Here is a 25,029-nt window from a genome sequence, read left to right as displayed (position 1 = left end):
ATGTTGCGCCGCGCCCATCAGTAGAGAAAGGATTTTTTACATGGCAAAGTTGCGCCATCTCGCCATCGCGGTCTCTGACCCGGAAGCTGCCGCTCAATTCTTCGAAAAGGCCTTCGGCATGACCCGCGCCGGCCAGGCGATGCGCGGCGTCTACATGACGGACGGCATCATGAACGTTGCGCTGCTGAATTTCGGCGAAGAGCCGGTTCCGGGCTTTGAGACCGAAAAGGACTACAACGGCCTCATCCACTTCGGCATGTGGGTCGATTCCGTCGAGGAAACCGACGAACTCGTTCGCGCCGCCGGCGGCTCCTACATGGCCGGTCGCAAGGAATCGAGCCCGAACGTCTTCTACGAGGTCAAGTACAAGACGCCTGAAGGCATCGTCTTCGACGTCACCGAAAACGGCTGGAAGGGTGCCGTCAAGAACGTCAGCGCCGCCTGAAGAACCTTGGTGACATCGCGTCGGCCCAAAACGACACGGTGAAGCTTTGCATACCCCTCACAAGACGAGGGGCCAAACAAGACTGGAGAGAGTGACATGACCAGAAAGACGATCGTTGTTTCGATACCGGTTTCGAAAGACTGCCTGTCACGGCTATCCAGTCTCTACGACGTGATCGCGCTGCCCGAAGGACTGGGCAGCGGATCACCGTCGCTCGATCGCGACGTGGTCTGGGCGGTCGTTACCAATGGCAGCACCGGCCTCACCGGCGACCAGATGGCCAACCTGCCCAATCTCGAATTCGCCTGCTCCTATGGCGCCGGTTTCGAAAACATCGACCTTGATGCCGCGCGGCAACGGGGCATCCGCATCACCCACGCCCCCAACACCAACATGGAAACGGTCGCCGATCACGCACTTGCCCTGATGCTTGCGGTTTCCCGCGACATCTGCGCCCGCGACCGCGCTCTGCGCGAGGGGAACTGGGCGACGATCCGCTCGCCGCGGCCGACGCTTTCGGGCGCCCGCCTCGGCATGATCGGTTTCGGCAATATCGGCCAGGCGATTGCGCGCCGCGCCGAGGCGTTCGGCATGCAGGTGTGCTACACAACGCCTGAGCCCATGCCAGGCGTCACGCAGCCGCATCTCGCCGATGCCGTTTCGCTGGCGCGCATCAGCGACTTTCTCGTCGTCGCCTGCCCCGGCGGCCCCGCGACCCGCCATCTCGTCGATCGCGCCGTGCTCGAAGCGCTCGGACCGTCAGGCTTTCTCGTCAACATCTCGCGCGGGATGGTGGTCAAGACAGAGGATCTCGTTGCAGCCCTCGGCAACGGGACGATCGCCGGCGCAGGCCTCGATGTCTTCGAAGGCGAACCCAATTTGCCGCCAGAGCTTCGCGACCTCGCCAATGTTGTCATCACCCCGCACATGGCGGGACGTTCGCCGGCTTCCGATGCGGCCCAGATCGACGCGCTGATGAGCAATCTCGCCGCCGCGAGTACGGGTGGCGCCCTGACGGCGCAACTTGCATAAATCGGATGCGGTGATTAAACCGATTCCTGGCCGTACCTGGCCTTGCTGCGTCGTGAAGACAGGAAAGCTGCACGCATGACAACGATTGCCTCCCAGATTTATCAGCAGCTTGCCGAGGAGATCGCCAAGGGCGTGATGGTTCCCGGGCAAAAGCTCGAGGAAAAGACGATCGCCGAGAAGTTCGGCGTCTCGCGAACGCCGGTGCGCGAAGCAATGCGGGAACTTGGGGCGCGCGGCCTGATCGAAATGAACCCGCGACGCGGCGGCATCGTCGCCCGCATCGACATCGAGCAGATGGCCGACATGCTGGAAGCCGAATGCGAAATCGAAGCCTCCTGCGGACGGCTCGCCGCCCAGCGCATGACGGCCATGGAACGCGAGCAGCTCTATGAACTGCACCGCCTCTATGCCGAATGCGTCGCCAACCAGGACATCGAGGGCGCCCGCGACATCAATCGCAAGTTCCACGACGCCATCTGCCGCGGCGCCCACAACCAGACGATCGCCGCCATGGCGGTGGATCTGCGCGCAAGGCTCGCACCGTTCCGACAGCATCAGTCCGGCCCGGCCGACATCCGCCTGCAGCAGTCGCTCGACGAGCACCAGAAGATCGTCGATGCGATCAGGGCCAATGACGCCGCCGGCGCCTATGCGGCGCTTTCGGAGCACAATGCACGGCTGAGCGCCGGCGTCATGCGCCGATTCACCGCCGAAGCCGCAAAGTAGACCTTGTGCCTCCGTCGGCCCGAGCGGCCGATCGGACCCACCCGTCGTTAGGCAGAGCCGCGACCGGCACCTGATCTGGGGCCGGCGCCTTTTGGGCATGCCGTCGCATCGCGCGCACCAGCCCCTCCCCCAAAATTCGTAAGCGCTCCGACGGCAAGCGATTGCCGCCGGCCGGTTTCGCGCACGCGCCACACCCGTCCCGGCAGTCCGATTTTCCAGCATTTCACCGCGTTCTTGCATCCACGCGCAAGGCATTCGGGTGCGCAAACTTATGCATTTGCATTCTATATTGATTCTATGCATACATATTTACCGTAATAAATACCAAGGAATTGGTATCGCCGTCCAACCGACTGAGTTCACGACCCTAGTTCTGGAGGAGAAAACATGGGCAAGACTGCACGGTATATGACAATGGCGCTGGCACTTGCCGCTTCGAGCGCACTTGCCGCCCCAGCGTTCGCGGAAGCGCAAAAGACGATCGGCGTCACCGTCCCCTACTTCGGCTCGCCGTTCTGGAAGGCCGGCCTTTACGGCGTCGATACGGCAGCAAAGGAGAAGGGCTACGCCGTCATCAAGGGCGACGCCAAGGACACCGCCGAGGTCCAGATCAAGCAGATCCGCGCGTTCATCGACAAGAAGGTTTCAGCGATCATCATCGGCGCTGCAGACGCTGCAGCCGTTGGCCCGGCGGTCGAAGAAGCGATCGACAAGGGCATCCCGGTGATCGCCCTTTCCGTGCCGCCGAAATCCGACCGGCTGACGTCCTTCGTCGGCGCCGACAACATCGGTATGGGTCGTCTGCAGGGCATCTGCCTCGGCCGCGCGATCGGCGGCAAGGGTGAAGTCGGCCTCTTTGCCGGGCCGGACGAGATCTGGGCGAAGCTCCGGGTGACCGGGTTCAAGAACACGATGGAAGCCGACTTCCCGGACATCAAGATCGTCGCCGAGAAGGCCGGCGGCACCAAGGATGCGGGCGTTGCGGCAAGCGACTGGACGAAGAGCCACCCGGATATCCACGGCATCTTTACCGCAGCCGACACCATGGCGGTGGAATCGATCAAGTCGCTGACGGAGGCCGGCAAGACCGACACGATCAAGGTCTCGACATCGAACCTCAACGACGACGCACGCGCGGCACTGGAGATGGGCACGCTCACCTGCGCGTCGCTGCAGCCGGCGGTTTCCATGGGCCGCGATGCCGTGCGCGAAGCGACGGCAGCCGTGGAAGGCGGCAAGGTGCTCGGCCGGATCGAGGCGCCCGCCCTCTTGGTGACCCGTGAAAAGGTCGCCTCCTACGATTTCAGCAAGATCATCGCGCCTGCCGATTATCAGCCCTGATCGCAACCACGATCAACGGGGAGCCGCGCCATGCCCGGCTCCTCCACACCCTTGCCGGTTCGCAGCCTCAGTTCAGCAAGCGCACCAATGCCAGGGCCACACCCGGCGAGAGTGTGACGATCGCCAGCCTTATGAGGTCGGCGATCACGAACGGCATGACGCCTCGGTAGGTCTCGGTAATCGGAACGTCGGTCGCCAGCTTGTTGATGATGAAGACGTTGAGACCGATCGGCGGGGCCGAAAGGCCAATGCCGACGACGATGAGCACGAGGATGCCGAACCAGATGGCGACATCGTCGGTCGGCATTCCGAAATCGAGCGTCAGGATGATCGGGATGAAAACCGGAAGTGTCAGCAGGATCATCGCCAGTTCGTCCATCACGGCGCCGAGCACCAGGTAGGTGAAGAGCATGCCGCAGACCACGACATAGGGCGGCAGGCCAGATTGCCCGATCATGGAAGTGAGTGTCGCCGGCATCTGGGTGAGCGCGAGAAACGCGCCGAAGACCTCGGCCCCCAGAAGAATGAGGAAAATCATGCCGCTGGTCTCGGCCGTCTGCAGCAGCGCGTTCTTCAGGGCGCCAAGGCTCAGCGTCCGCTGCAGGAGGCCGATCAGCAGGGTGACCGCCGCACCGACCGCCGCACCTTCCGTCGGCGTAAACACCTCGCCGTAGATGCCACCGACCACGGTGACGGCAACGGCGGCTGCCGGAACGATCGCAAAATCCGCAAGGACGAGCAGCAGGCCGAAGATCGAAAGAAGCACGCCGCCAACCGTTCCAAGCGGCCCCAGCACCCAGCCGCCGATAGCGGCCGCAAGGATGACGAGCCCGGCCGGCCTCGCCCAGAACGGACGTGGCGTCCTTTCAACGTCCACTACCGCGACAGGCGGCGCCAGATGCGGCTTGCGCCGCACCACCACCGCGATCGCAATCAGATAGAAGGCGGCCGCCAGCAGCCCCGGCACAAGCGCCGCCTGGAACAGCTTGGCGATGTTCTGTTCGGCCGTGATGGCATAAATCACCAGGATTACCGATGGCGGAATAAGGATGCCGAGCGTGCCGCCGGCAGCGATCGTACCGGTTCCGAGCCCGGCATCGACCCGCGCCCGGCGCAACTCCGGCAACGCGGCGCGCCCGAAGGTCGCCGTCGTTGCGACCGACGAGCCGCAGATCGCGCCAAAGCCGGTGCACGCGGCAATCACCGCCATCGGCATTCCCCCCTTGAACCGCCCGAAGCCGCGTTCGGCAACCCGGAACAGGGTGGCCGCGATGCCGGACTGTTCGGCCAGCGCGCCCATCAGGATGAACAGCGGAATGACGGAGAGCGTATAGCTTGCAAACTGGCTGTAAGTGTTGGTCTGCAGGTAGTAGACAAGCGCATGCGGACCGGAGAGATAGGCATAGCCCGCGGCCCCGACGGCCAGCATGGCGAGGGCGATCGGCATGCGGATGGCGATCAGCAAGAGCATGGCGGCAAAGCCGATGAACGCAATGGCAAAACCGCTCATCGGCCGCCTCCAATCTTCAAGACGGCAACGCTGAGGCCGATGAGGCAGGCCAGTGCCGCAAGGGCGGCACAGGTGAGATAGACCGGCCAGATCGGCCAGGGGAGCTGGATGAGCGTGGTGCCATATTGGCGCGCCTCGAGGCCGCCGGTGAAGAGCCCCCAGGCAAAAAACGCCAGGCACCCCGCAAGCAGCAGATCCCAGAGGCCATCGATGACCCGCGTCAGGCGGGCGGGAAGCGCCAGCGTGAAGGTGTCGACGGCGATGTGTCCGTTGCGCGCCTGGGTATATCCGAGGAAGGAGAAGGCCGCGACACCAACCGCGACCTCCACCAGCTCATAGTCGGCCGGCACAGGCCGATTGAAGAGCCAGCGCCCGAGCACGCTGACGCTGACGAGGCCCGCCGCAAGGCAAAGGAGCGTACCGCCGATCAGCGCCAACCCGCCCGCCAGTTTCTCAACCTTCAGGCGTTGCGGCACGTTCACCGCCTCCCGGCTTCCAACATCTTCCGTCATTCCGGCCCCAATATCTTGATCTTCCCGATGGCGCCGGTCGAGGCGCCAAGGACTGAAAGCGCCGCTCAGCCGTTCGCGTATTTTTGAACGAGCGCCTTGGCAGCACCGATCAGTGCGTTGCCGTCGAGGTCCTTGGCCTTCATGTCCTCGACCCACTTGTCATGGACACCCTTGGTCGCCTCGACCCACTTGGCCTTCTCGTCCTCGCTGATCGTGCTGATCGCACCACTGCCGGACGCCTCGATCGAGGCGCGGACTTCGGCACCGACGCTGTCCCACATTTCGCCTGCCTTCTTGGCAAAGGTCATGCCGCTGTTGGCGTCCAGCACCGACTTCAGGTCGGCCGGCAGAGCCTCGTACTTGCCCTTGTTCATCGCCAGGAAGAAGGTCGCCGTATAGAGCGTCGGAGAGCCGGGAATCTCGGTGTGGAACTTGGTCAGTTCGTTGACCTTGATCGAGGGCACAACCTCCCAGGGAATGACGCAGCCGTCGATCGCCCGCTGCGCCAGCGCCTCGGGCACCTGCGGCACCGGCATGCCGACCGGTGTCGCGCCCAGCGCCGCAAGCGCCTCGCCGGCAAGGCGGGTGGGATTGCGCAGCTTCAGCCCGGAAAGATCCGCGGCGGTCTTGATTTCCTTGTTGGTATGGATCAGGCCGTGATCATGGGCCCAGAAGCAAAGGAGCTGGGTGTCGCCGGTTTCCTTCAGCACATGCGTCTGGCCATATTCCTGGCAGGCCTGGGCATTGGCGGTCGCCTCCCTTGCCGCCACGAAGGGCAGTTCGAACACTTCGGTCGACGGGAACCGCCCGGGCGTGTTGCCCGGCAAGGTCCAGATGATATCGACGACACCGTTGGCGGCCTGATCATAAAGCTGCGGCGGTTTTCCGCCGAGTTGCATGGCCGGAAAGATATCGACCTTGAGGGCGCCGCCGCTCTGCTCCTCCAGCGCTTTCACCCAGGGCATGAGCAGCCGCTGATGCACATTCGATGCCGGCGGAAGGAAGTGGTGCAGCTTCAACGTTACGGCGCTTTGCGCGCGCACACCGCCTGCTCCGAGGATGAAGGGTGCCGCAAGAATGGCGCCACCGGACTTAATCAGGCTCCGTCTGCTCAGTTTCATAGGTTCCTCCCTGTCGACCCATCTCAAACCATGGGAAGCGTTCTCGCTCCCCGCGAGCATGGCACGCGCGCATCAGGCCGTTCAACGTCAATTGACGGCTCTCTTTCGGCAAGCCTCCTCGATCCCTTGAAGACCCCTCCTCCTCAGTCGGGAACCTTCAATCCATTAACATGTTAAGTTTATTTTGAACCGACTGTCAAGCCGGCCCGGCGAGCGGCCGCAGCTTACGCAATTCTCAGCGGCCCGTAAGCGGCCTCAACACTATCTGCGGGAAAGTTACGTTCCCAATTCTCTCACTGATTGAGCCCAATCGCCGCATCAGAACAACTTTACATTGCGGACCATGGTTAAAATTTTGAATTAAACAACGGTACAACAAACCCAAAATAAAACACCGAATAACCCGAATTTTGAGGGGTTGACTACGAATACCAAGAAAGTCATCGTACTAATGTAGGGGGACTATTGATGATCTATCAGGCGTGCAGCAGATGATCTGGAGCGTCTCGAAGACTTTCCGCGATCCATCTATATTTCGTCCCACAACCAAACATTTTATAGCAGCAAAGCTGCTACTGATACTGTGCTCCTGCACGACAGATGCAGTCGACGACCTGAACCCGAACAGTGAAATCGCCCGCGGCGTGCAGGAGGAGTACCGACGCTTCGTGTCGAAGGCCGAGGGCGAACTGGGCCCACACGTTGCCGACAAGGACGGCAACGTGACGCCTGCGGCCCGCTCTGACGATCCCTATTTCGGCGTCTCGCGGGTTCCGCCGAAGGTCGAGGGCCTGCCGATCGGGAAAGCCTCGGCCGGGGCCTACTGGGAAAAGGCGATGACCGCGCGGCAATCACGCAAGCCCAAGAAAGTTCCCGTCGAAATCGACCAGCTGCTTGGCCGGATGCTCGCAACTTCGAACCAGCTGGCGGCGAGTTCGGACATCCCGATGATCCGGGAAGCTGTGGTCAACGAGGAAGAAGGCCGCTTTTCCCCCTATGCCTTCGGCGAAGGCAGCTACAAGGACACGGACACGCCGCGATCGAGCCTGCTGCAGACCGGCACGTCGTCCTCCTCGCCGACAACGCTCAAGGAAGACGAAGGCTCCGTCGAGTTCGGCCTTGGCCAACCCCTCATTACCGGCGGCGAATTGCGGCTGTCGCAGCGCCTTGGCCGGCGCGACAGCAATTCCGAGTTCTTCGTCCCGAAGGACCAGGCCGACGCCAAGCTGCGGCTGGAATTCAAGCAGCCGCTGCTGCGCGGCGCCGGCGTCGAGGTGAATTCGGCGCCCATGCAGCTCGCACGGCTCGAGCGCGATCGAAGCGTGGCGGATTTTCAGCGGCAGATCGAGGATCAGTTCTCCGAGGTGGTGCGCGCCTACTGGACACTTTACGCCGAACGCGCACGCGTGCTGCAGCGGCAGCGTCTGGTCGGCGAGCTTCAGGGCGTCGCCGGGCGGATCTCGGCGCGAAAGGGTCTGGACACCCTGACCGGCGAGGCGGAGCAGGCGACGGCCTCGATCCGCAGCGCCGAAGCCTCCATCATCCGCGCGCGAACCGGCGCCGACAACAGCCAGGCCCGCCTCTCGTCGCTCTTGAGCGACAAGGCACTCTATGGCGATGAAGTCGAGGTGATCCCGACCCAGCGGCCGGCCAAGAAATTCATCGACGTTCCGCTCGAGGACGTCGCTCTGCTGGCCGTGCAGAACCGGCCGGAGCTGAAGGCTGTCGCCCTGCAGCTGCGAAGCGCCGAGCTGCAGGAAAAGGTCGCGAAGAACAACCTGCTTCCCGACCTTGACCTCTTCGCCGGTGTTTCCAACGACGGCCTTGCCGGCAACAACAACTATGGCGATGCCTGGCAGGGACAATGGGACCAGACCGACGTGGACGTCGATGTCGGCGTGCGACTGAAGGTGCCGCTCGGCAACACCAGCGAGAAGGCCCAGCACGAGCGCCGGCGCATCGAGCTTCGGCAACTGACATCGCAGATGCGCAATGTCAGCGACACCGTGCTTCTGGAGGCGCAGATCGCGGTGCGCGAGGTCAGGAGCGCCTATCAGGAAATGAAGGCGCGCGAGGCGGAACTCTCGGCCGTCAGCACCGAAATCGGCGCCCTGCAGGCCCGCTCGGACGAAGGGCTTGAAAGCGGCAGTGCGTTCCTCGCAACGCTGATTTCCGGCCTTGAGGACCGCACCCAGGCCGAAGAGCGCCTGATGGAGGCCACCGTCACCTACAATCTGGCGCTCTACGCCCTGGAGCGCGCAGCCGGAACCATGCTGACCGTGCGCGGCATCCAGGCCACCCGCGTCGCATCCGACGATCTCGATTACATCAAGGTCAGCCGGCAAGGCTACGTCAGCAAGGATGCCGACGCGGCGCCAAACGGCTCCGACAAGAACATCCTCGTCAACCCGCAGGCAATCCGAAAGCGCAACGCGCAAGCCGAGGCCCAAAATGCCAAGACGGCGCAGGATTAGGTCGACGAGCCGTTATCTGATCGTGCTGGTGGCCGGCGCGCTGGCAGGCCCGGCGAATGCGCAGGAGTGTGCGCTCGCGCTCGCCAGCGGCTTTACCGAGCCGGCGGCGACCGTGGAGGTGGCCGCGCGAGAGCCGGGCATCGTCGCGACGATGCATGTCGAAGTAGGCCAGAAGGTGAAGGGCGGCGACGTGCTTGCGGAACTCGACAAGACGATGGCGCGCGCCGAAGTTGACGGCGCGCGCGTGCGCTACATCGCCAAGGGGCGTCTGCTCGTGGCCGAGGCGAAACGGGATCTGGCGCGCCGGAAGATGACCGAACTGGAGAAACTGGAGAAAGCGCGCGCCGTGCGTCCACTCGAAATGATCGAGGCCCGCGCCGAACTTCAGGTCAGCGAAGCGGAGGTCGAAGCCGTGCTTGAAGAACGCCGCGCCGCGGAGATCGCGCTGTTGAGTGCCGAAGCGCGCCTTTCCCTGCTCGACATCCGCGCGCCTTTCGACGGCGTCGTCAGCACGCTGCACCGCAAGCCTTCGGAATTGGTGGGGGCCGGCGGCGATGCACGGCTGGTAACCCTGCTCAGCCTCGAAAAACTTCATGCCGATTTTTTCGTCCCCCCGGCCTGCCTCGGAAGGGCCGAACAGGGAACCCCGCTTCAGATCCGGCTGCCGCGGGAAGGCAAGGAAGTGGCAGCGCGCGTGCGCGATCTCGGCCCCGACATCGACGCCCCGACGGGGCTTCGACGTTTGGGCATCGAAATCGACAATGACGACTACCAGCTCTTGAGCGGAGAAAGGGTCGAACTGGCGCTTCCTCTCGTGGCTCCGGTGCAATGAACGCGGCGGGCAAGATCGCCGGCAGCAGCCCGACCGAGGCGGAAACGCCGGCCCAGCCACCCGTCTTCCGCCGGTTGCATCGTGTCGTTCAGTCGCTCGGAGCCGATCGGGGAGCGCGCGATCGCCAGCACGGCGAACTCCTGGCGGTTGTCGCCGAGCTGATCGATGCCTACGCCCTCGGGCTGGTGGTCGACCGCGATGGCACGCTCGCGCTTAGCGACTTCGCGCTCGATGCCGGCCACCGGGCCAATCACCTGGCCATCGGCAACGAACTGCGTCTGGCCGCAAGCAACGCGATCCGCACGATGGAACCGCGCGCCGAAGTGTCTGCTTCGGTTCCCGACGCCGTGCTCCTGGCAACCCCGCTCCCGCGTGGCGCTGGCGCGATCACCGCGATCAGGCCCGCGTCGGAGACAGCACTGATGTCGTCCCGCGCGACCCTGGAACTGGCTGCGCTGGCGTTGTCGTCGGGTACCTCCGACGCCGGCGCAAAACTTGGCCGAACACTTGCCGATCTGGCCGCGACAAGGTCGACGACACCTTTGCCTGGCGAACCGAATGCGCTTGCTGAAAGGCTTCGAGACAGCCTTTCGGCGCGCGCTGTCTTCATCGCGACCGCCGCCGGCGATGTTCTGGCGGCGTCTCCGACCGCCGTGCCGCGCAATTCGGCGCCCGTCGCCGAACAGATCAGGGATTTCGCGCGCCGCTGCGCGCGCTTTGATCAACCGCTTGTCGAGCACAAGTTGGGAGACGACAAGGCGAGCCTGGCGTCCGAACTCAATGCGAAGACCGTCGTCGGCTTCAGGGTGGCTGATGGTCGAACCGGCCGCGACGCGATCGTCATCGTTGTCGAGCCGGGAGCCGGATTCGCGGACCTCGACACCAATGGCTGGACCGCGGCGCGGGCCATCGTCGACGTAAACGTAACGCCTGCACCGCCGCGGCGCCTGCGCGCACTTCGCCCGGGGGCAAAGCTGCTGACCGCGGTTGTCGCCCTTGCGTTGATATCGGCGGCCTTATTCATTCCCGTACCGGACCGTATCCGCGCCGAAGCCGAGCTCGAGGCGGAGGGCCGCCACTTCGTCGCCGCAAGCTTCAGCGGCGTTCTGCGGGAAGCGAAGGTCAAGGCCGGTGACGTGGTCAGGCAAGGCGACACGATCGCGCTGCTGGAAGGCGAGGCCCTCCAGCTTTCGCGAAACACCGCGGCCTCGAAGGCGGATGAAGCCTTCCGACGGCGCGATGCCGCGATCCGTGAGAAGCGCATCACCGAAGCGGAACTGGCCCGCAACGAAGCGGAGGCCGCCGCCTCCGAACGCGATCTGCTCGACTGGCAGCTCGCGAACCTGGTGTTGAAGGCGCCGGTCGACGGCGTCGTGCTCAACAGCCCGCTGGAGCGTTCGGCAGGTGCGCCCGTGCGCGAAGGCGACACGATCGTCGAGATCGCGCCGCTCGAGCACATGCGCGTGCGCGTCGACATTCCGGTCGAGGCGCTGGCGAGAATGCCGGATCGCGCCGAAGCCGAGCTTTATCTCGACGGCGTCCAGTCGGATGCCATCAGGATCGCGAATTTCCGCAACGCGCCGGAAGTCGAAACCATCGGCGGGCGCACAGTCCTGCCGGTGCGCGCGACGATTGAAAACACCAGCCAATCCCTCAGACCGGGCCAGCGTGGCGTCGCTGTCCTTCCGACCGGCACGGCTCGTCTCGGCGAGATCCTTTTCCGGGATGCCTGGATTGCCTTGAAGCGGTGGTGGCGGTGAGATGGCCGACGATCGTTTGCGGCTGAGGCCGGAGCTGCGTTTCATCTATCGCGACGAAGGTCCCAGGGAAATCGTGGTCATCGAGGATCCGCTTGGTGGGGGCTTCATGGAGACCGATCCGGAGACGGCCGCGTTTGCGCGGCTGCTCGATGGCACGGTCAGCGCCGGAGAGGCGCATGCACGGCTGCAGCTGGAGTATCCAGGCGCCCAACTCAAGCAGAACGAGGTCGCCCAGCTCGTCGACGAGCTGAAGCGTCATGGCCTGCTCGTCGGCTCGGAAAGTGCCGCGCCTCAGGGCGGCCGCAAGAACCTCGGGGTCATCTCCCAGCGCATCCGGCTGGGGACCTGGGATCGGTTCTTCCGCTTTTGCGCCAGGCGACTGACGTGGCTCTACGGTCCGATCGGGGTTTGCCTGTGGCTCGGCCTCCTCGTTGCCGGTGCGGCCGAACTCGTCGGCAACTGGAGCGCCTTCCGCAACAGCCTCGGCTCGCTTTTCAGCCTGGACATGGTGGTGCTGCTCTGGCTCGCCTGGGTGGTGAGCAAGCTTTGGCACGAGTGCCAGCACGGCATCGTTGCCCGTCTCTACGGGGTCGAGATCCGCGAAGTCGGCATCCTTTTCATCCTGTTCATGCCGCTCGGCGCCTATGTCGACGCGACCGGCGCCTGGCGGGTGCAGTCGCGCTGGCGCCGGCTGCACATCACCGCGGCCGGCATCATGGGCGAGCTTGCGCTCGGCGCCGCGGCGGTGCTTCTCTGGTCGCAGGCCGAACCCGGCCAGTGGAAGGCCTTCCTCCAGTCGCTGATCGTCGCGACGACGCTCAGCACCGTGGTCTTCAACGCCAATCCCCTGATGCGCTATGACGGCTACTACGCGCTCGTCGATCTCTTCGGGGTTTCCAATCTCTACCAGCGCGGTGCGGTTGCCGCCCGTGACCGGGCCTTGCGCCTGCTGACGGGCATCGGTCCGAAAGTGTCCGAACCGAGAGGGATCGAGTTTTATGGCTGGCTCGCCTTTGTCTGGCGGCTCATTGCCGCAACCACGCTGACGCTTGTCGCCACCCACCTTGCCTTCGGCTTCGGCCTGGTGCTGGCCGCAGTGGTTGTCTGGACGATGGTCCTCGTCCCCCTCTCCCGCTTCCTGCGCACGGCCTGGAAGCTCACGGCCGGCAACAGGCGGGCGACGTCCTTGCGCGCAGGCTGTGCCGTCGCCTTGTTCGTTGTCTTCTGGTTCGCGCCGATCCCGGTCTGGCTGTCGGCGCCAGGCGTCATCGACTATCGCGACGCCCTGGAGGTGCGCACGACCAGTGCCGGCCTCGTCACCGACATCTTCGTCAGCTCGGGAGACCGCGTGGAGGCCGGAGATCCACTCGTCCGGCTTTCCAACCAGTCCTTGCAAGCCGACCGCAAGCGCCTGATGGCGAGAAAGGCCGGCGTCGACATTCTGCTCGCGCGTGCGCTCGACGATCGCGACCCGAGCGCCCAGGAAGGCGCCGAGCAGGCCCTTTCGGCGATGCGCGACGAGATCGCCGACACCGAACAGCGCGTGGCCGGCCTCGACATCACCGCACAACAATCGGGCGTGATCTACGGCAACGACATCGACGCGCTGGAGGGTCGCTGGATCGAACGGGGCCACCTGTTCGGTGAAATCGCCGAGCCGCGCCGGACCGAGATCAAGGTCTGGCTGCTGCCCGAAGATGTCGGCCTGCTGCGGGAGGGGGCTGCCGACATGTCGTTCAAGCCCGCGGTTTTCGGCACCGGGGCAATCCCCGTGACACTTCTGCGGATCGAGCCGACGGCAAGCAACGCCCTGCCGCCGCCATCCGTGACCGCCGAAGGCGGAGGACCGCTTGCCGTCGATATCAGCGGCGCAAAGCACAGACTTGTCGACGTGCGTTTCAGCTCTGTGTTCTTGCCCTCCGATACGCCGCATGGCTGGGTCGCAGGCACGCCTGGCCGCCTCACTTCGGGACTGCGCTGGCGCTCCGTCGGCAGTTTCGCCTCGGAGTGGCTGCACTATGTTAACCTGGGGCACCTGCCACGCTGGGCTCACTATCGCAACTGATGTACTGTCACTGACGCCTACCATCGCGAATTGCACACCCAAGACATGACGACAAGGGAGATGGCAATGCTGATCGAGCGGGGACAAGCCTACAGACCGCGTATTCGCCGCCTTGAGGACCGTGTGCTCCTCAACGCGACACCGGAGGCAGCGGTCGTCGACCTTCCGGCGGAGGAGCTGATCAACGACGATTTCACCTTTGCAGTCACCTTCGACAACACCGCCTCCCCCAGCGACCCGCTAGGCACGGGCTATGGCCCCTTCGTCGACGTCACCGTCGAACCGGGCGTCGAGATCAACAGCGTGACCTATAGTGGCACAACCGTGACCAGCCAGACGGTCGGAACATGGGACGGCAGCAACTGGGTCGATGGCAACGGCACTGTGGTCAGCGCCCATCCCTTCGGCGGCAACATGGCGCTGCCGCAGGGCACGGAAATCGGCCAGACCTGGGTGAACGTGCTCGCTCCTTTCGGCAGCTACAGTCCTGACCAGCCCGTCATCCGCCTGGATTTCAACGCCACGCTCGCCCAGAGCCCGAACGGCATCGATCCCGGCGCTGTTCCGGGCGATCCGATCGATATTACCGCCCGCGGCGGCTTCCGCTTCGGGGTCGACGAACTCAACAATCCATCGACCGATCCGCCGATCCAGCAGGGTTCCACCAGCACGGATGCGATCACCCCGATCGTCATGCGACTGGAAAAGGCCGTGCAACTGGCCGAAGGCGAGACGGCCCAGGGGCCGAATTTTCCCTTCACCTACACCATCTCGGTCGACGTCGCGACCAACATCACCGTCACCGATGTCGACGTGCGCGATCTCCTGCCGACCAACCTGTTCTTCCTCAATGCGACCACCAATGTCGGCGCCACCTCGGTGACGGCTCCCGGCGTTGGCGGAACGCCGCAGGGCGTTCCCGGCGCCGATACGGTGACAACAGCGGAATGGAGCTTTGCAACCGTCACCGGCCGCGCCGGCGATGGCGACATCGTCATCACGCTCAGCGCCTATGCGCCCGAGCGGGACGCGAGCGGCGCGCTGATCATCAATCCGCTCAACCCGCATGTGGCGATCGCCACCAACAACGCGACGGTCGACGCTCTCTATGAGGGCAACCCCGTCGACGCGGCAACGGGCGGCGACCTGCAGGACAGCATCGACATCGCCATCCGCCCCTATACGGTCCTGAAGACGGTGTCCGTCGAAGGCGGCGGCCCTGCCATCCCCGGCTCCTACCTGCGCTTTCAGGTGACGATCGACGTTTCGGACTATCAGGCCTTCCGCGCGGCCGTCCTCAACGACCTTCTGTCCGATGGCCTCACCTTCGACACCACGGACAATGGCACGCTCGAACACACGCCGGTGCTGCAACTGGTGCAGAATGGCCAGACCACCTTCATCGACCTGCAGCGGCTTGTTCCTCCGAACCAGCAGACGGAGTTGACCTCCGCGTTCCAGGCCAACGGCACGGAAACGCTGACCTTCTTCATCAGCAACGCGCTCAGCAACAGCGGCCACGACTCGCGTCTGGTCGGCGATCTCTTTGCCGGCGACGCGCAGCAGGGCGCAACGACCCTGACGCTGGTCTATTTCGCCCGCATCGACGAGACGTTCCGCCAGGCAGGACGCGGTCCCGTCGTCGTCAACGACCTGCTTTCCAACTCCGTCTCGATGAGCGCAAACAGTGCGCTGCCGGGCGGCGGTGCTGCGGATCCGGACGGATCCCAAACTTCCGTGACCGTGCCGCAGCCACAGGGCCAGAAGAGCGTCTATGCGGTCAACGGCGTCCTCGGCAATCCCGGCACCGTTTCGCCAGGCGATTCCGTCACCTATCGAATCCGCATCGTCGTTGCGTCAAACGATGTCGACGATCTCGTCATCACCGACTATCTGCCGCTGCCGGTCTACGACGTCGACGCCAACGGGACCGGGTTCGTCTTCACCGACACGCAAGGCGGCGTTCCCATCGCCTTCACGATCATCCGCGGGCCCGACGACACGCTGACCGGCGGCGGCCGGATTGCCGGCGTGCCTGTCGTCACGACGCTTGGCGGCACCAACGCCATTCAGTTGTTTTTCGACAATTTCGACGAGACTGCCAGCAATGGCGGCATCATCGACATCCTTTACACGGTCGTTGCCACCGACCAGCCCTTTGCCGACGGCCTGCTGCTCGTCAACCAGGCCGTCGTCCAGACGGGCGACAGCCAGTCGTCGCTCGTGTTCGAACAGGATTTCATCAACTCGATCGTTCTCAGGCAGCCGCTGCTTTCGCTGACCAAGGGCGTGGTCGCCACCAACGCCAACGGCGCGGTCGACAATTCGCTGGCCTTCAATCCTTCGACCACAGGGCCGTCGAAACTCACCTTCACCGTTGGCTCGCCCGGTTTCAGCACGACGTCGCCGCTGACGACGGCAGATCTCACCGCCAACCCGATCGTAAGCGACCTCTCGGGCATCGACGCCGGCGATACGGTCAAGTTCGCGATCGTCATCCAGAACACCGGTGGGCAGGATGCCTTCGATCTGCTCATTCGCGACCAGTTGCCCCCTGGCTTTTCGATTCCGCCGGGCGCTGCACTGCAGCTCGACGTGCGCTACGGAGACGGCACCGCGGTCGGTTCCTTCTCCGGCGATCTCTTCGGTGCGGGCCTGTCGATCGCCGACGGCAGCGGCATCGGGTCGATCGCCGCGGACGGCGCCAATGACGGCCGCAATATCATCGTCATCACCTACCAGCTTGTGGCGATCGACAGCATCGATCCCGGCATCACTGTTCAGAACGCGGCGGAGCTCGTTTCCTATGCCGCGATCGAAGGCGGCACGGACTTCACGTTGAATGTCGAGGGCCAGTTCGACGACGCCGTGGCGCTGATGACGCAGGGCGTTGCGGCCGCCAAGCGGCTGGTGGCGACGGACCAGACCTTCACATCCGGCAATGACTTCGCAATCGGGGAGATCGGCACGTTCCATATTGCCGTCACCTTCCCCGATGGCGACACCGCAGCAACGGTCACCGACACGCTTCCGGCCGGAATGGTCCTCGTCGGCACGCCGGTCCTTCGCCTCACCTATATCAACGCGTCGGGCCAGACCGTTACCTTCGACGGTACGGTCGCGCAGAACGGCACGCCGCTCGCCAACGGCGCGCTTCTGACCTACACCTACGTCAACAACGTGCTGACCTTCGATTTCAGCAACGTGGTCGCCAACGCCGCGCCCGGCACGACGCTGTCAGGACAATCCTTCGTCATCGAATACCAGGTGCGGGCAAGCGACGACCCCGCCCTTCAGGCCGGCGTCACGGTCAGCAACTCGGCCATTCTGGATACGCCGACCACGGCGCCGACGGCACCGGCCGTCGTTCCGATCGACATCGTCGAGCCCAACCTGTCGATCATCAAGGAATTCCTGCCCGATGTGGCGCAGGGCGGCCAGCTCATCCAGATGCGGCTGACCGTGCAGAACTCGTCGGCAAGCACGAGCACGACCTCCTTCGGCCTGCAGATGACAGACGACGACCTGCCGCTCAGCTGGTTCACCAATCTTGCCCTGGTGTCGAAGACCGGCACCGGCGCGGTCAACACGGCCCTGGTTGATGTGACGCTTTCCCAGGCGGGCGGGTTCTGGGTGATCACCGTCGCCGACAACAATCCGAATTTTGCGATCGCTGCCGGCGAAAAGCTGATCCTCACCTTCGAGATGCGGGTGGATCCGGCCATCATCACCGGCAGCACGCTGACCAACATCGCGGAGATTCCGGATGGCGGTTACACCTCGCTGCCGGGCATCGATCCGAACGAGCGTCTGTTCGAGCAGGTGACGGGCCAGGACACGCTGACGATCCTCGCGCCGCAGATCACCAAGACGCTGATCAACACCTCCTATGGCGGTACCGAATATCTCACTCCCGGGCAGCCGGGCTATGTCGCCGACACCAACCCCAACGTGCTCGTCGGCGAGATCCTGATCTACGAGATCCGCGTGCCGATCCCGCGCGGCACCTCGCAGAACGTCGTCGTCTACGACGACACCGATTTCCTGAACGCGCTCGGATCGCAAGGCATCATCCAGATCCTCAAGGTCGACGGCTCGAGCGTCGGCACAGACCTGCAGCTCTCCGGGACGCCGACGTTCCAGCTGCTCGATACCGACGGCGACGGCATCATCAACCGGCTGCGCTTCGAATTCGGCACGATCACCAACAACGCCACCGGCGCGGTCAGCGACACCGAAACGATCGTCATCACAGTGCGCGCCCAGGTCATGAACGTTCCCGAAACCGACGAAGGCGACGTTCACCTGAACGGCACGGCGGTGACGTTCAGCGTCAACGACGTTCCCAACTTCGCCGTTCCCAATACGAACGTGACCGTGACTGTGACGGAACCGGCGATCGACGTGGTCAAGACCTTCACGACGCCGGACAGCACCACGGACGCCGGCGATGTCGTTACCTACACCCTGACCATCCGTCATAACGGCACTTCGACTGCCGACGGTTTCGAGCTCAACCTCACCGACCAGCTGCCGCCAGGCACCATTCTTGTCGCAAACTCGGTGACGATCCGGGCAGGCACCCCGGCTTTCGGGCTCGACCCGCTGCAGTTGAGCGACGTCACGCTCGACCTCGTCAACAATCGCGTACTGGTGTCCGGTTTCGATCTCGGTCTCAACCAGGTGGTGACCATCACCTATCAGGCGACCGTCGCGCCGAATGTCGTATCCGGTCAGGCGCTGACCAATACGGTCGACCTCACCTACAAGTCACTGCCGGATGTCGACGTCGTCGACAACGAAGATCCGTCTCTGGCAAAGGACGTCGTCGGCGCCGTCAGCGAGCGTCGCGACGGCAGCGATGGCGGACCGCGCACGGACGAGGCCCTGCTCAACAACTATGCCTTCACCACCACATCGACGCTGACGATTGCCCAGCCCGGCCCGATCATCAAGACCAGCGACAGGACGACCTACACGATCGGCGAGCAGATCATCTACACGATCACCATTCCGGTCATCGAGGGACTGACGGAGAACCCCTTCCTCACCGATTTTCTGCCCGCCGGCTTTGTCTTCGTGCCAGGCAGCGGCATTGCGGTCGACGCCAACGGCAATGCGCTGGTGATCGACAGCGCCAACACCGCCACGCAGACATTGACGCTCGACCTTGCGAGTTTCACGACGCTCGCCGACAACGACCCGAACAACGATTTCATCCGTGTCAGCTTCCGCGTCCAGGTCCTGAACACGCTCGACAACGTCAATGACGCCGTCAAGGTCAACACCGCGACTTTCACCACGGACCATTCGCCGACGCGCACCGACACGGTCGATGTTCGCATCGTCGAGCCGAAACTCACGATCGGCAAGACCAACGATGCCCCCGGCCCGGTCGATGCCGGCGATATCGTCACCTATTCGATCACCGTCGCCCACACCACGTCTTCCAAGGCGACCGCCTACGAGTTCGCGTTCCGCGACCCGACGCCGGCCGGCCAGCGCGTTATCGGCATCGTCAGCGCCAGGATCAACGGCCTCGACGTCACCAACCAGATTGGCTTCGACGCGACCGGCGTCTTCTCCCTGGCCGGCTCCAATCTCGACATTCCGCTCGGCTCGACCCTGACGGTCGTCTATCAGGTCGAGATGCTGGACAGCGTCGGCCCCGGGCAGACGCTGACCAACACGGTCACCGGCGATTGGAGCTCGCTCGACGGACAGGTCAATCCGGGCGCGATCGACGGCGAACGCATCGGCACGCCCGTGCCGGACGCCAACAGCTACATCACCTCGGCGCAGAGCACGATCGAGACGGCGACCACCTTCGAGATCAACAAGGAGGTCGTCGGTCCAGACACGCAGTTCACCATCGGCGAACGCATCGACTATCTGATCGATCTCAAGGTCTTCGAAGGCACGTTGCGCAATGTCGTCATCGTCGATGTCCTGGTCCCGGGGCTGCAGATCGACGTTTCGACGCTCGCCATCGTCAACAGCGGCTTTGCCGGCGGCACCGTCTCGATCCGCAATGTCCAGATCACGACCAACGTGCTCGGCTATACGATCCTGACATTCGAGCTCGACAACGATGCGGCGACTGCCGGCTCGCAGATCATCAATCCCGGCGATCCCGCCGGCAACACCACGGCGAACGATACGATCCGGATCGCCTATCAGGTAATCGTGCGCAACATCTTCACCAACCAGCAAGGCGAGTTCCTGCCGAACGTTGCCGGCGCCAGGGCCGACGATGTCGACGACGCGCTCGGCGTTGCGATCGTCGAGGTCGTCGAGCCGCACCTGACGATCGACAAGTATCAGACGACACCACCTCGCACCATCGATGCAGGTGACTCGGTCGGTTTTGAGGTGCTGATCACCAATGACGGCCTGTCGACCGCCTATGACGTAACGTTCGTGGATGCCGTAACACCCAATGCCGTCTTCGGGCTCGCGACCGCTTTCGACAGTTCTGGCAATGTGGTTGGATCCTTCACGATTTCGCCGAATGGACACGTGCTTAACGGCAGTGGCTTCACCATCGCGCCCGGCGATTTCATTCGCGTCGTCTATATGATTGTCGCCTCGGACTCCCTTCAACCGGGCGACGATATCGTCAACGGCGTGGATGTTCGCTGGACCTCCACACCGGGTGTCAACCCGGACGAACGGACCGGCGCCGATGGTCCCGGTCCTGATGATACCGTGCTCAACAATTATGTCGCGCGCGACGCCGAGATCGTTGCGACCGGTCGCGGAGTGAACGGGGTAGACCTCGACAAGTCCGTGTTCGATACCAGCATCGTCCAGACCACCGGCACGAACGTCGCCGTCGGCGAAGTTGTGATGTTCCGGCTGCGCATCAACCTCGAGGAAGGCACGATCGTCGGCCTGCATCTGCGCGATTTCCTGCCCGCCGGTCAGCGCTACATTCCGGGATCCGTCTTCGTCGTGCCCGGAAACCCTGGGGCGACGCTCAACTTCGATCCGGCGAGCGTGACGGTTACCGCGGGCAACGAGCTGATCATCCCGCTCGGGACAGTGGTCAATCCCGGCGACAACCTTCCGTTCAACGATTACGTCGACGTCTTCTACACCGTCGTCATTGTCGATGATCCGACCAACGTCACCAATGGCGCCGTGCTGCCGAACACCGTGCTGCTCACCGGAAATCGTGTCGCGGCCACCGACACGGCAGACGTCACGGTCGTCGAACCGAAGCTGACCGTCGACAAGAGTGTCAGCGCGCCCTTCGTCGCGATCGGCGATCGCGCCAACTACACGATCACCGTCAGCCATGATCCGGCTTCTGCGATCGACGCCTTCGACGTTGTCGTTTCGGATCCGTTCGACAATCCCAACATGGTGCTAGACCCCGCCTCGATCACCGCCGTCATCGTCAATGGCGCCGGGCTCCCCGCCCCGATCGTCGAGCTTGTCGGTACAGGCTTCCGCGTGACCGTCGCCGATCTTCCGGTTGGCGCAACGCTTCAGGTCAGCTTCTCCGCCGTTGCCCAGAACACGGCAACCGTCAACGGCCAGACGGTCGTCAACACCGCGACGATCGACTACGACACGGTGCCAGGCACCGACACGCCGGACGAGCAGCGCGACTATACCGATAGCGACGATGCAACGATCACGATCGCAGGTCCGGACCTGCAGGTCCTCAAGGATGCGTCCTCGCTTGTCGTGCGCCCGGGGGACCTCTTCAGTTACACGATCCAGGTCCTGAACAAGGGCGCGCCCGGGCTCGATGCCGGATCGATCGAACAGGCCCGCAACGTGATGCTGACCGACACCCTGCCGCCCGACATCATTCTGCACACCGTCAGCGTCGATGGCGTCGCGGTGCCCTTCAGCCTCGATCCGATCACCCGGCAGTTCAGCGTCAATCTCGGCACGATGAACCCGGAACAGGTCCACCTCGTGACCTTGACGGTTTCCGTCTCGGATCCGTTGTCGCCCGTCTTCAATGGCGGTCCCGACCGGTTCCTGCTCGTCAATACCGCGACCGCCACGATGGACCAGCCCGAGCCGACGCCGCTCGACAACACCGACACGGCGACGGTCACGGCGATTGCCGACCCGGACCTTGTCATCACCAAGACCAATGATGTCGAGGAAACCGGCGGCAGCGAAACCGTGACCTTCACCATCACCGCAAAGAACGTCGGGCAACGGATCGCTGCCGGCGTCGAGATCGTCGACATGGTCGACACCAAGGTGTTCGACTTCGTTTCGGCCAGCAATGGCGGCACGCTCGACGCAGCCACCGGTCGCGTCATCTGGCAGTTCAACACCCTGTCGCCCACCGATCCCGATCTCGTCCTGACGCTGGTGCTGAAGGTCAAGCCGGGGCTGCCCGCAAGCCTTGACGAAACCACTAACGTCGTGGTGATCGGCGACAACGGTCTTGGCGGCCGCGATCCAACGCCCGACAACAATCGCGACACCCATACCGACCGGCTGATCTATCCCGATCTCGTCGTCACCAAGACCAACAATGTCGAGGAGGTCTCGCCCGGTGATGTCGTCACCTACCAGATTACCGTCAGCAATGTCGGCGCGTTCCTCGCCGATGGCGTTCGCGTGACGGACATTGCCGATCGCCGGGTCTTCCGCTTCATCAGCGCCAGCGACGGCGGCACCTACGATCCGGCGACCGGCCGCATCACCTGGGACCTCGGAACGCTCCAGGCCGGATCCGCCCCGCGCGTGCTGACGCTGACGATGGAGGTGCTGTTCCCCTCCACGTTTGGCATCGAAAACGCCGTCAACCTGGTGGCAATCACCAGCGACGGCACCCGTGGCCAGGATGCGAACATTTTCAACAACGTCGATGTCGACATCGACAAGCTCAATGCCGCGATCGACCCGGCGGAAATCCGCGCCTTGTTCGAGCCTGACGAGCCGTTCTTCGAGGAAGAGGAGGACGACATCCTTTACATCTCGCCCATGCTGACCGGTCGGGCCGCCGTCGGCTCCTACGTTTCGGTCGTTCTGATCGGACCCGACGGACAGCGCATGGAGCTCGGCTCGGCGCAGACGCCGGCCAGCGGCGACTGGATGATCAGCCTGCCCGACATGCACGGAAAGGGGCCGGTGTCGGCGATCGTCACCACAGCACCGCCTGTCATGACCAGCCTCGGGGCGCTCGACGCCAACAATGTCTTCTTCAATCCGGGGGGAGATTCGCCGATCGGCTTCCAGCGGCGCTACGATCTGTTCAGCATCGCCGACAACGACAGCCATACCGCACTGCAGGCCCAGATCGCCGCCAGCGAACAACCGCTGGCGCTGGCGACGAGGCGTTTTGTCAACTTCAACAAGGTCGGTGCAACGGGTGTCAGCCTCTATTGAGGCTGGCGGAAGACGGTTTGAGGTCTCGGACGGAATGCGCGCGCCGGTGTGGCGCACGCATCCATCAGGCGGATCCGAGCTACCCTCACGCCGGGGCGCGATACCTCAGTCCGTCCATGAACAGTTCCAGCATGCGGCCGGTGTACTCCGGTCCGACGTCCTGGGCAGGCGCGCAGAAGCCAGCGACGGCCCGAAGAAGCTCGTTTGTCTGCAAGCCTGAGCGGATCGCACCCGCACCCTGCGCCGCGTCGAGCAATCCCTGCAGGGCCGGGTGGAGCCGCTTTTCGAAATACGCAGGAAGCCCCTGATAGGCGGCATCTCCCGAATAGAGCGCCGCAGCGAGACCGCGCTTCGTCATGATGAATTCCACGTATCGGCCCATCCAGGCCGAGAGGGCCTCGAACGGCCCGAGTTGCGCGCTGAACGTTGCGGCGGCATCGGCGCAGGCATCGATCTCACGTGTGCATACGGCCAGAACCAGATCCGAACGCTGCGGAAAATGACGATAAAGCGTGCCGACACCGACGCCGGCCTCTTTCGCGATATCCCTGACCGGCGCATCGACTCCCTTCGACGCAAACACCTTCATCGCCGCCTTCAACAGCTCGTCCAGATTGCGGCGCGCATCGGCACGCACGCGACCCCTTTCGGCTGGCGTTGCCTCCGCGGTCGTCTCCTGCGCTTCGCTTCTTCTCACCATGCACATTTCCAATTGATAAACGGAACAATGTTCCGTATAGATGGAACATGGTTCCGGTTACCTTCTTAGACCAACAGCGCGCGGTTGGCCACACGAAAACCCGTGGAGAAACACATGCACGACAAACCAGTCGCCCTCATCACAGGGGCAAACAAAGGCATTGGATTGCAGATTGCCAAGGATCTGGCGAAGCGCGGCCTGACCGTGCTTGTCGGATCACGCGACCTGGCAAGGGGACAAGCAGCTGCGGCGACCGTGTCCTCGGACGCGGACGCCATTCAGATCGATGTGACGGACGCCGCCTCGATTGCCGCTGCTGCGGATCGCATCAGCGACACCTACGGTCGCCTCGACGTTCTGGTCAACAATGCGGGGATCGCAAGCACGGCCGCCCCCGGCACTTCGTTTGAAGAACGCCTCAAGCAGAATGCCCCAAGTCAGGCTCCCATGGACTATGTCAGGGCGATTTACGAGACCAACGTCTTCGGCCTGATGGCCGTCACCCAGGCGATGCTGCCGCTGTTGCGGCAAGCGCCAGCGGGACGCATCGTCAACATGGGAAGCTCTTCCGGATCACTGACACTCAATGCCGATCCGCACTACGCGCATCGCCGCGTGTTCGGCGCCGCCTACAGTCCGTCCAAAACCGCCGTGCATGCCGTCACGCTCGCCTTTGCAATCGAACTTGAGCAGACCAACATCAAAGTCAACACGGCCTGCCCGGGCTTTACCGCCACCGACCTCAACGACTTCCGCGGTACGCGCACGGTCGAACAGGGCGCGCGTCAGGCCGTCCGCCTGGCATTGCTGTCCAAGGAAGGTCCTACGGGCACATTCTCCGACGAAGACGGCACCGTCCCCTGGTGACCCGTCGCTTGGGTCACGATCGGGGCGAGCACCGGGATCGGTGGCGGTGGCTGACCGCCCCCCGTCGTCTTGCAGCAGACCAGGCGCACCATCCCGGTGCGGCTGGCTTCCGGCAGGCCGGCATGGTCAAGCCGCTTTGCGTCTTCAAGAGCGTCAAGCTCACCAACGACGCCAAGGTTGCCGGCGACAAGGGCTGGAGCGACATCCCGACCTGCAAGGAACAGGGCATCGCCATCGACAACTACTCGATGCCGCGCACCGTGTGGCTTCCGGCCGGC

14 protein-coding genes and 1 pseudogene are annotated in these 25,029 nt (G+C 63.8%); 11 read left to right on the top strand and 4 right to left on the bottom strand.

What is annotated here, in order from left to right; genetic code table 11:
* Nucleotides 1-40 precede the first annotated feature (40 nt).
* The 4 genes from VGO12_RS10625 to VGO12_RS10610 all read left to right on the top strand — a co-directional run bounded on the left by VGO12_RS10625 (nt 41) and on the right by VGO12_RS10610 (nt 3,544).
* On the top strand, nt 41-445 hold the full coding sequence (locus tag VGO12_RS10625) for a VOC family protein (protein ID WP_327512713.1): 405 nt from the start codon (nt 41-43) through the stop codon (nt 443-445).
* A 96-nt stretch (nt 446-541) separates the two neighbouring features.
* Nucleotides 542-1,477: a 2-hydroxyacid dehydrogenase gene (locus tag VGO12_RS10620; protein WP_327512712.1), complete on the top strand. Its 936-nt coding sequence runs from the start codon at nt 542-544 to the stop codon at nt 1,475-1,477.
* 75 nt (nt 1,478-1,552) lie between these two features.
* A complete protein-coding gene (locus tag VGO12_RS10615; protein ID WP_327512711.1) occupies nt 1,553-2,203 on the top strand; it encodes a GntR family transcriptional regulator in 651 nt (216 codons plus the stop codon).
* A gap of 387 nt (nt 2,204-2,590) precedes the next feature.
* Nucleotides 2,591-3,544, top strand: a complete 954-nt coding sequence (locus tag VGO12_RS10610; protein WP_327512710.1) for a sugar ABC transporter substrate-binding protein — start codon at nt 2,591-2,593, stop codon at nt 3,542-3,544.
* A gap of 67 nt (nt 3,545-3,611) precedes the next feature.
* On the opposite strand, the gene VGO12_RS10605 is transcribed toward VGO12_RS10610, so the two are convergent.
* The 3 genes from VGO12_RS10605 to VGO12_RS10595 all read right to left on the bottom strand — a co-directional run bounded on the left by VGO12_RS10605 (nt 3,612) and on the right by VGO12_RS10595 (nt 6,687).
* Nucleotides 3,612-5,054 carry a TRAP transporter large permease gene (locus VGO12_RS10605; protein ID WP_327512709.1) on the bottom strand — a complete coding sequence of 481 codons (1,443 nt, stop codon included), beginning with the start codon at nt 5,052-5,054 and terminating at the stop codon, nt 3,612-3,614.
* Nucleotides 5,051-5,566 (bottom strand): TRAP transporter small permease, encoded by a 516-nt coding sequence (locus VGO12_RS10600; RefSeq protein WP_327512708.1) that lies wholly within the window; start codon nt 5,564-5,566, stop codon nt 5,051-5,053. The genes VGO12_RS10605 and VGO12_RS10600 overlap by 4 nt, the downstream gene beginning before the upstream one ends.
* 65 nt (nt 5,567-5,631) lie before the next feature.
* Nucleotides 5,632-6,687: a TRAP transporter substrate-binding protein gene (locus VGO12_RS10595; protein WP_327512707.1), complete on the bottom strand. Its 1,056-nt coding sequence runs from the start codon at nt 6,685-6,687 to the stop codon at nt 5,632-5,634.
* A 668-nt stretch (nt 6,688-7,355) separates the two neighbouring features.
* Between VGO12_RS10595 and VGO12_RS10590 the strand changes: the two genes are divergently transcribed.
* From VGO12_RS10590 to VGO12_RS10570, 5 genes are all read left to right on the top strand, one after another.
* Nucleotides 7,356-9,161, top strand: coding sequence for a TolC family protein (locus tag VGO12_RS10590; protein ID WP_327512706.1), 1,806 nt, complete (start codon nt 7,356-7,358; stop codon nt 9,159-9,161).
* A complete protein-coding gene (locus VGO12_RS10585; RefSeq protein ID WP_327512705.1) occupies nt 9,139-9,993 on the top strand; it encodes an efflux RND transporter periplasmic adaptor subunit in 855 nt (284 codons plus the stop codon). The genes VGO12_RS10590 and VGO12_RS10585 overlap by 23 nt, the downstream gene beginning before the upstream one ends.
* Nucleotides 9,990-11,753 carry an efflux RND transporter periplasmic adaptor subunit gene (locus VGO12_RS10580; protein ID WP_327512704.1) on the top strand — a complete coding sequence of 588 codons (1,764 nt, stop codon included), beginning with the start codon at nt 9,990-9,992 and terminating at the stop codon, nt 11,751-11,753. Before VGO12_RS10585 ends, VGO12_RS10580 begins: the two co-directional genes overlap by 4 nt.
* Nucleotide 11,754: 1 nt before the next feature.
* Entirely contained in the window at nt 11,755-13,818 is a 2,064-nt protein-coding gene (locus tag VGO12_RS10575; RefSeq protein WP_327512703.1) for an efflux RND transporter periplasmic adaptor subunit, read from the top strand.
* 66 nt (nt 13,819-13,884) lie between these two features.
* A complete protein-coding gene (locus VGO12_RS10570; RefSeq protein ID WP_327512702.1) occupies nt 13,885-23,184 on the top strand; it encodes a hypothetical protein in 9,300 nt (3,099 codons plus the stop codon).
* A gap of 85 nt (nt 23,185-23,269) precedes the next feature.
* Here VGO12_RS10570 and VGO12_RS10565 read toward each other — a convergent pair whose 3' ends face one another.
* Entirely contained in the window at nt 23,270-23,884 is a 615-nt protein-coding gene (locus VGO12_RS10565; RefSeq protein WP_327512701.1) for a helix-turn-helix domain-containing protein, read from the bottom strand.
* 114 nt (nt 23,885-23,998) lie between these two features.
* Between VGO12_RS10565 and VGO12_RS10560 the strand changes: the two genes are divergently transcribed.
* Nucleotides 23,999-24,751: an SDR family NAD(P)-dependent oxidoreductase gene (locus tag VGO12_RS10560; RefSeq protein ID WP_327512700.1), complete on the top strand. Its 753-nt coding sequence runs from the start codon at nt 23,999-24,001 to the stop codon at nt 24,749-24,751.
* 113 nt (nt 24,752-24,864) lie between these two features.
* A pseudogene (locus VGO12_RS10555) lies at nt 24,865-25,029 on the top strand (tripartite tricarboxylate transporter substrate binding protein); the annotation flags it as partial.

This window comes from Ensifer sp., assembly GCF_035999135.1.
Classification (GTDB): Bacteria; Pseudomonadota; Alphaproteobacteria; order Rhizobiales; family Rhizobiaceae; genus Ensifer.
The sequence above is the reverse complement of the archived record's forward strand: the minus strand, read 5'-3'. Positions and strand labels throughout refer to the sequence as shown.

Excerpts from the sequence above, each read along its gene's own strand:
- VGO12_RS10625 (WP_327512713.1), top strand. The coding sequence starts at position 41 with ATGGCAAAGTTGCGCCATCTCGCCATCGCGGTCTCTGACCCGGAAGCT.
- VGO12_RS10620 (WP_327512712.1), top strand. The coding sequence starts at position 542 with ATGACCAGAAAGACGATCGTTGTTTCGATACCGGTTTCGAAAGACTGC.
- VGO12_RS10615 (WP_327512711.1), top strand. The coding sequence starts at position 1,553 with ATGACAACGATTGCCTCCCAGATTTATCAGCAGCTTGCCGAGGAGATC.
- VGO12_RS10610 (WP_327512710.1), top strand. The coding sequence starts at position 2,591 with ATGGGCAAGACTGCACGGTATATGACAATGGCGCTGGCACTTGCCGCT.
- VGO12_RS10605 (WP_327512709.1), bottom strand. The coding sequence starts at position 5,054 with ATGAGCGGTTTTGCCATTGCGTTCATCGGCTTTGCCGCCATGCTCTTG.
- VGO12_RS10600 (WP_327512708.1), bottom strand. The coding sequence starts at position 5,566 with ATGACGGAAGATGTTGGAAGCCGGGAGGCGGTGAACGTGCCGCAACGC.
- VGO12_RS10595 (WP_327512707.1), bottom strand. The coding sequence starts at position 6,687 with ATGAAACTGAGCAGACGGAGCCTGATTAAGTCCGGTGGCGCCATTCTT.
- VGO12_RS10585 (WP_327512705.1), top strand. The coding sequence starts at position 9,139 with ATGCCAAGACGGCGCAGGATTAGGTCGACGAGCCGTTATCTGATCGTG.
- VGO12_RS10580 (WP_327512704.1), top strand. The coding sequence starts at position 9,990 with ATGAACGCGGCGGGCAAGATCGCCGGCAGCAGCCCGACCGAGGCGGAA.
- VGO12_RS10575 (WP_327512703.1), top strand. The coding sequence starts at position 11,755 with ATGGCCGACGATCGTTTGCGGCTGAGGCCGGAGCTGCGTTTCATCTAT.
- VGO12_RS10570 (WP_327512702.1), top strand. The coding sequence starts at position 13,885 with ATGCTGATCGAGCGGGGACAAGCCTACAGACCGCGTATTCGCCGCCTT.
- VGO12_RS10565 (WP_327512701.1), bottom strand. The coding sequence starts at position 23,884 with ATGGTGAGAAGAAGCGAAGCGCAGGAGACGACCGCGGAGGCAACGCCA.
- VGO12_RS10560 (WP_327512700.1), top strand. The coding sequence starts at position 23,999 with ATGCACGACAAACCAGTCGCCCTCATCACAGGGGCAAACAAAGGCATT.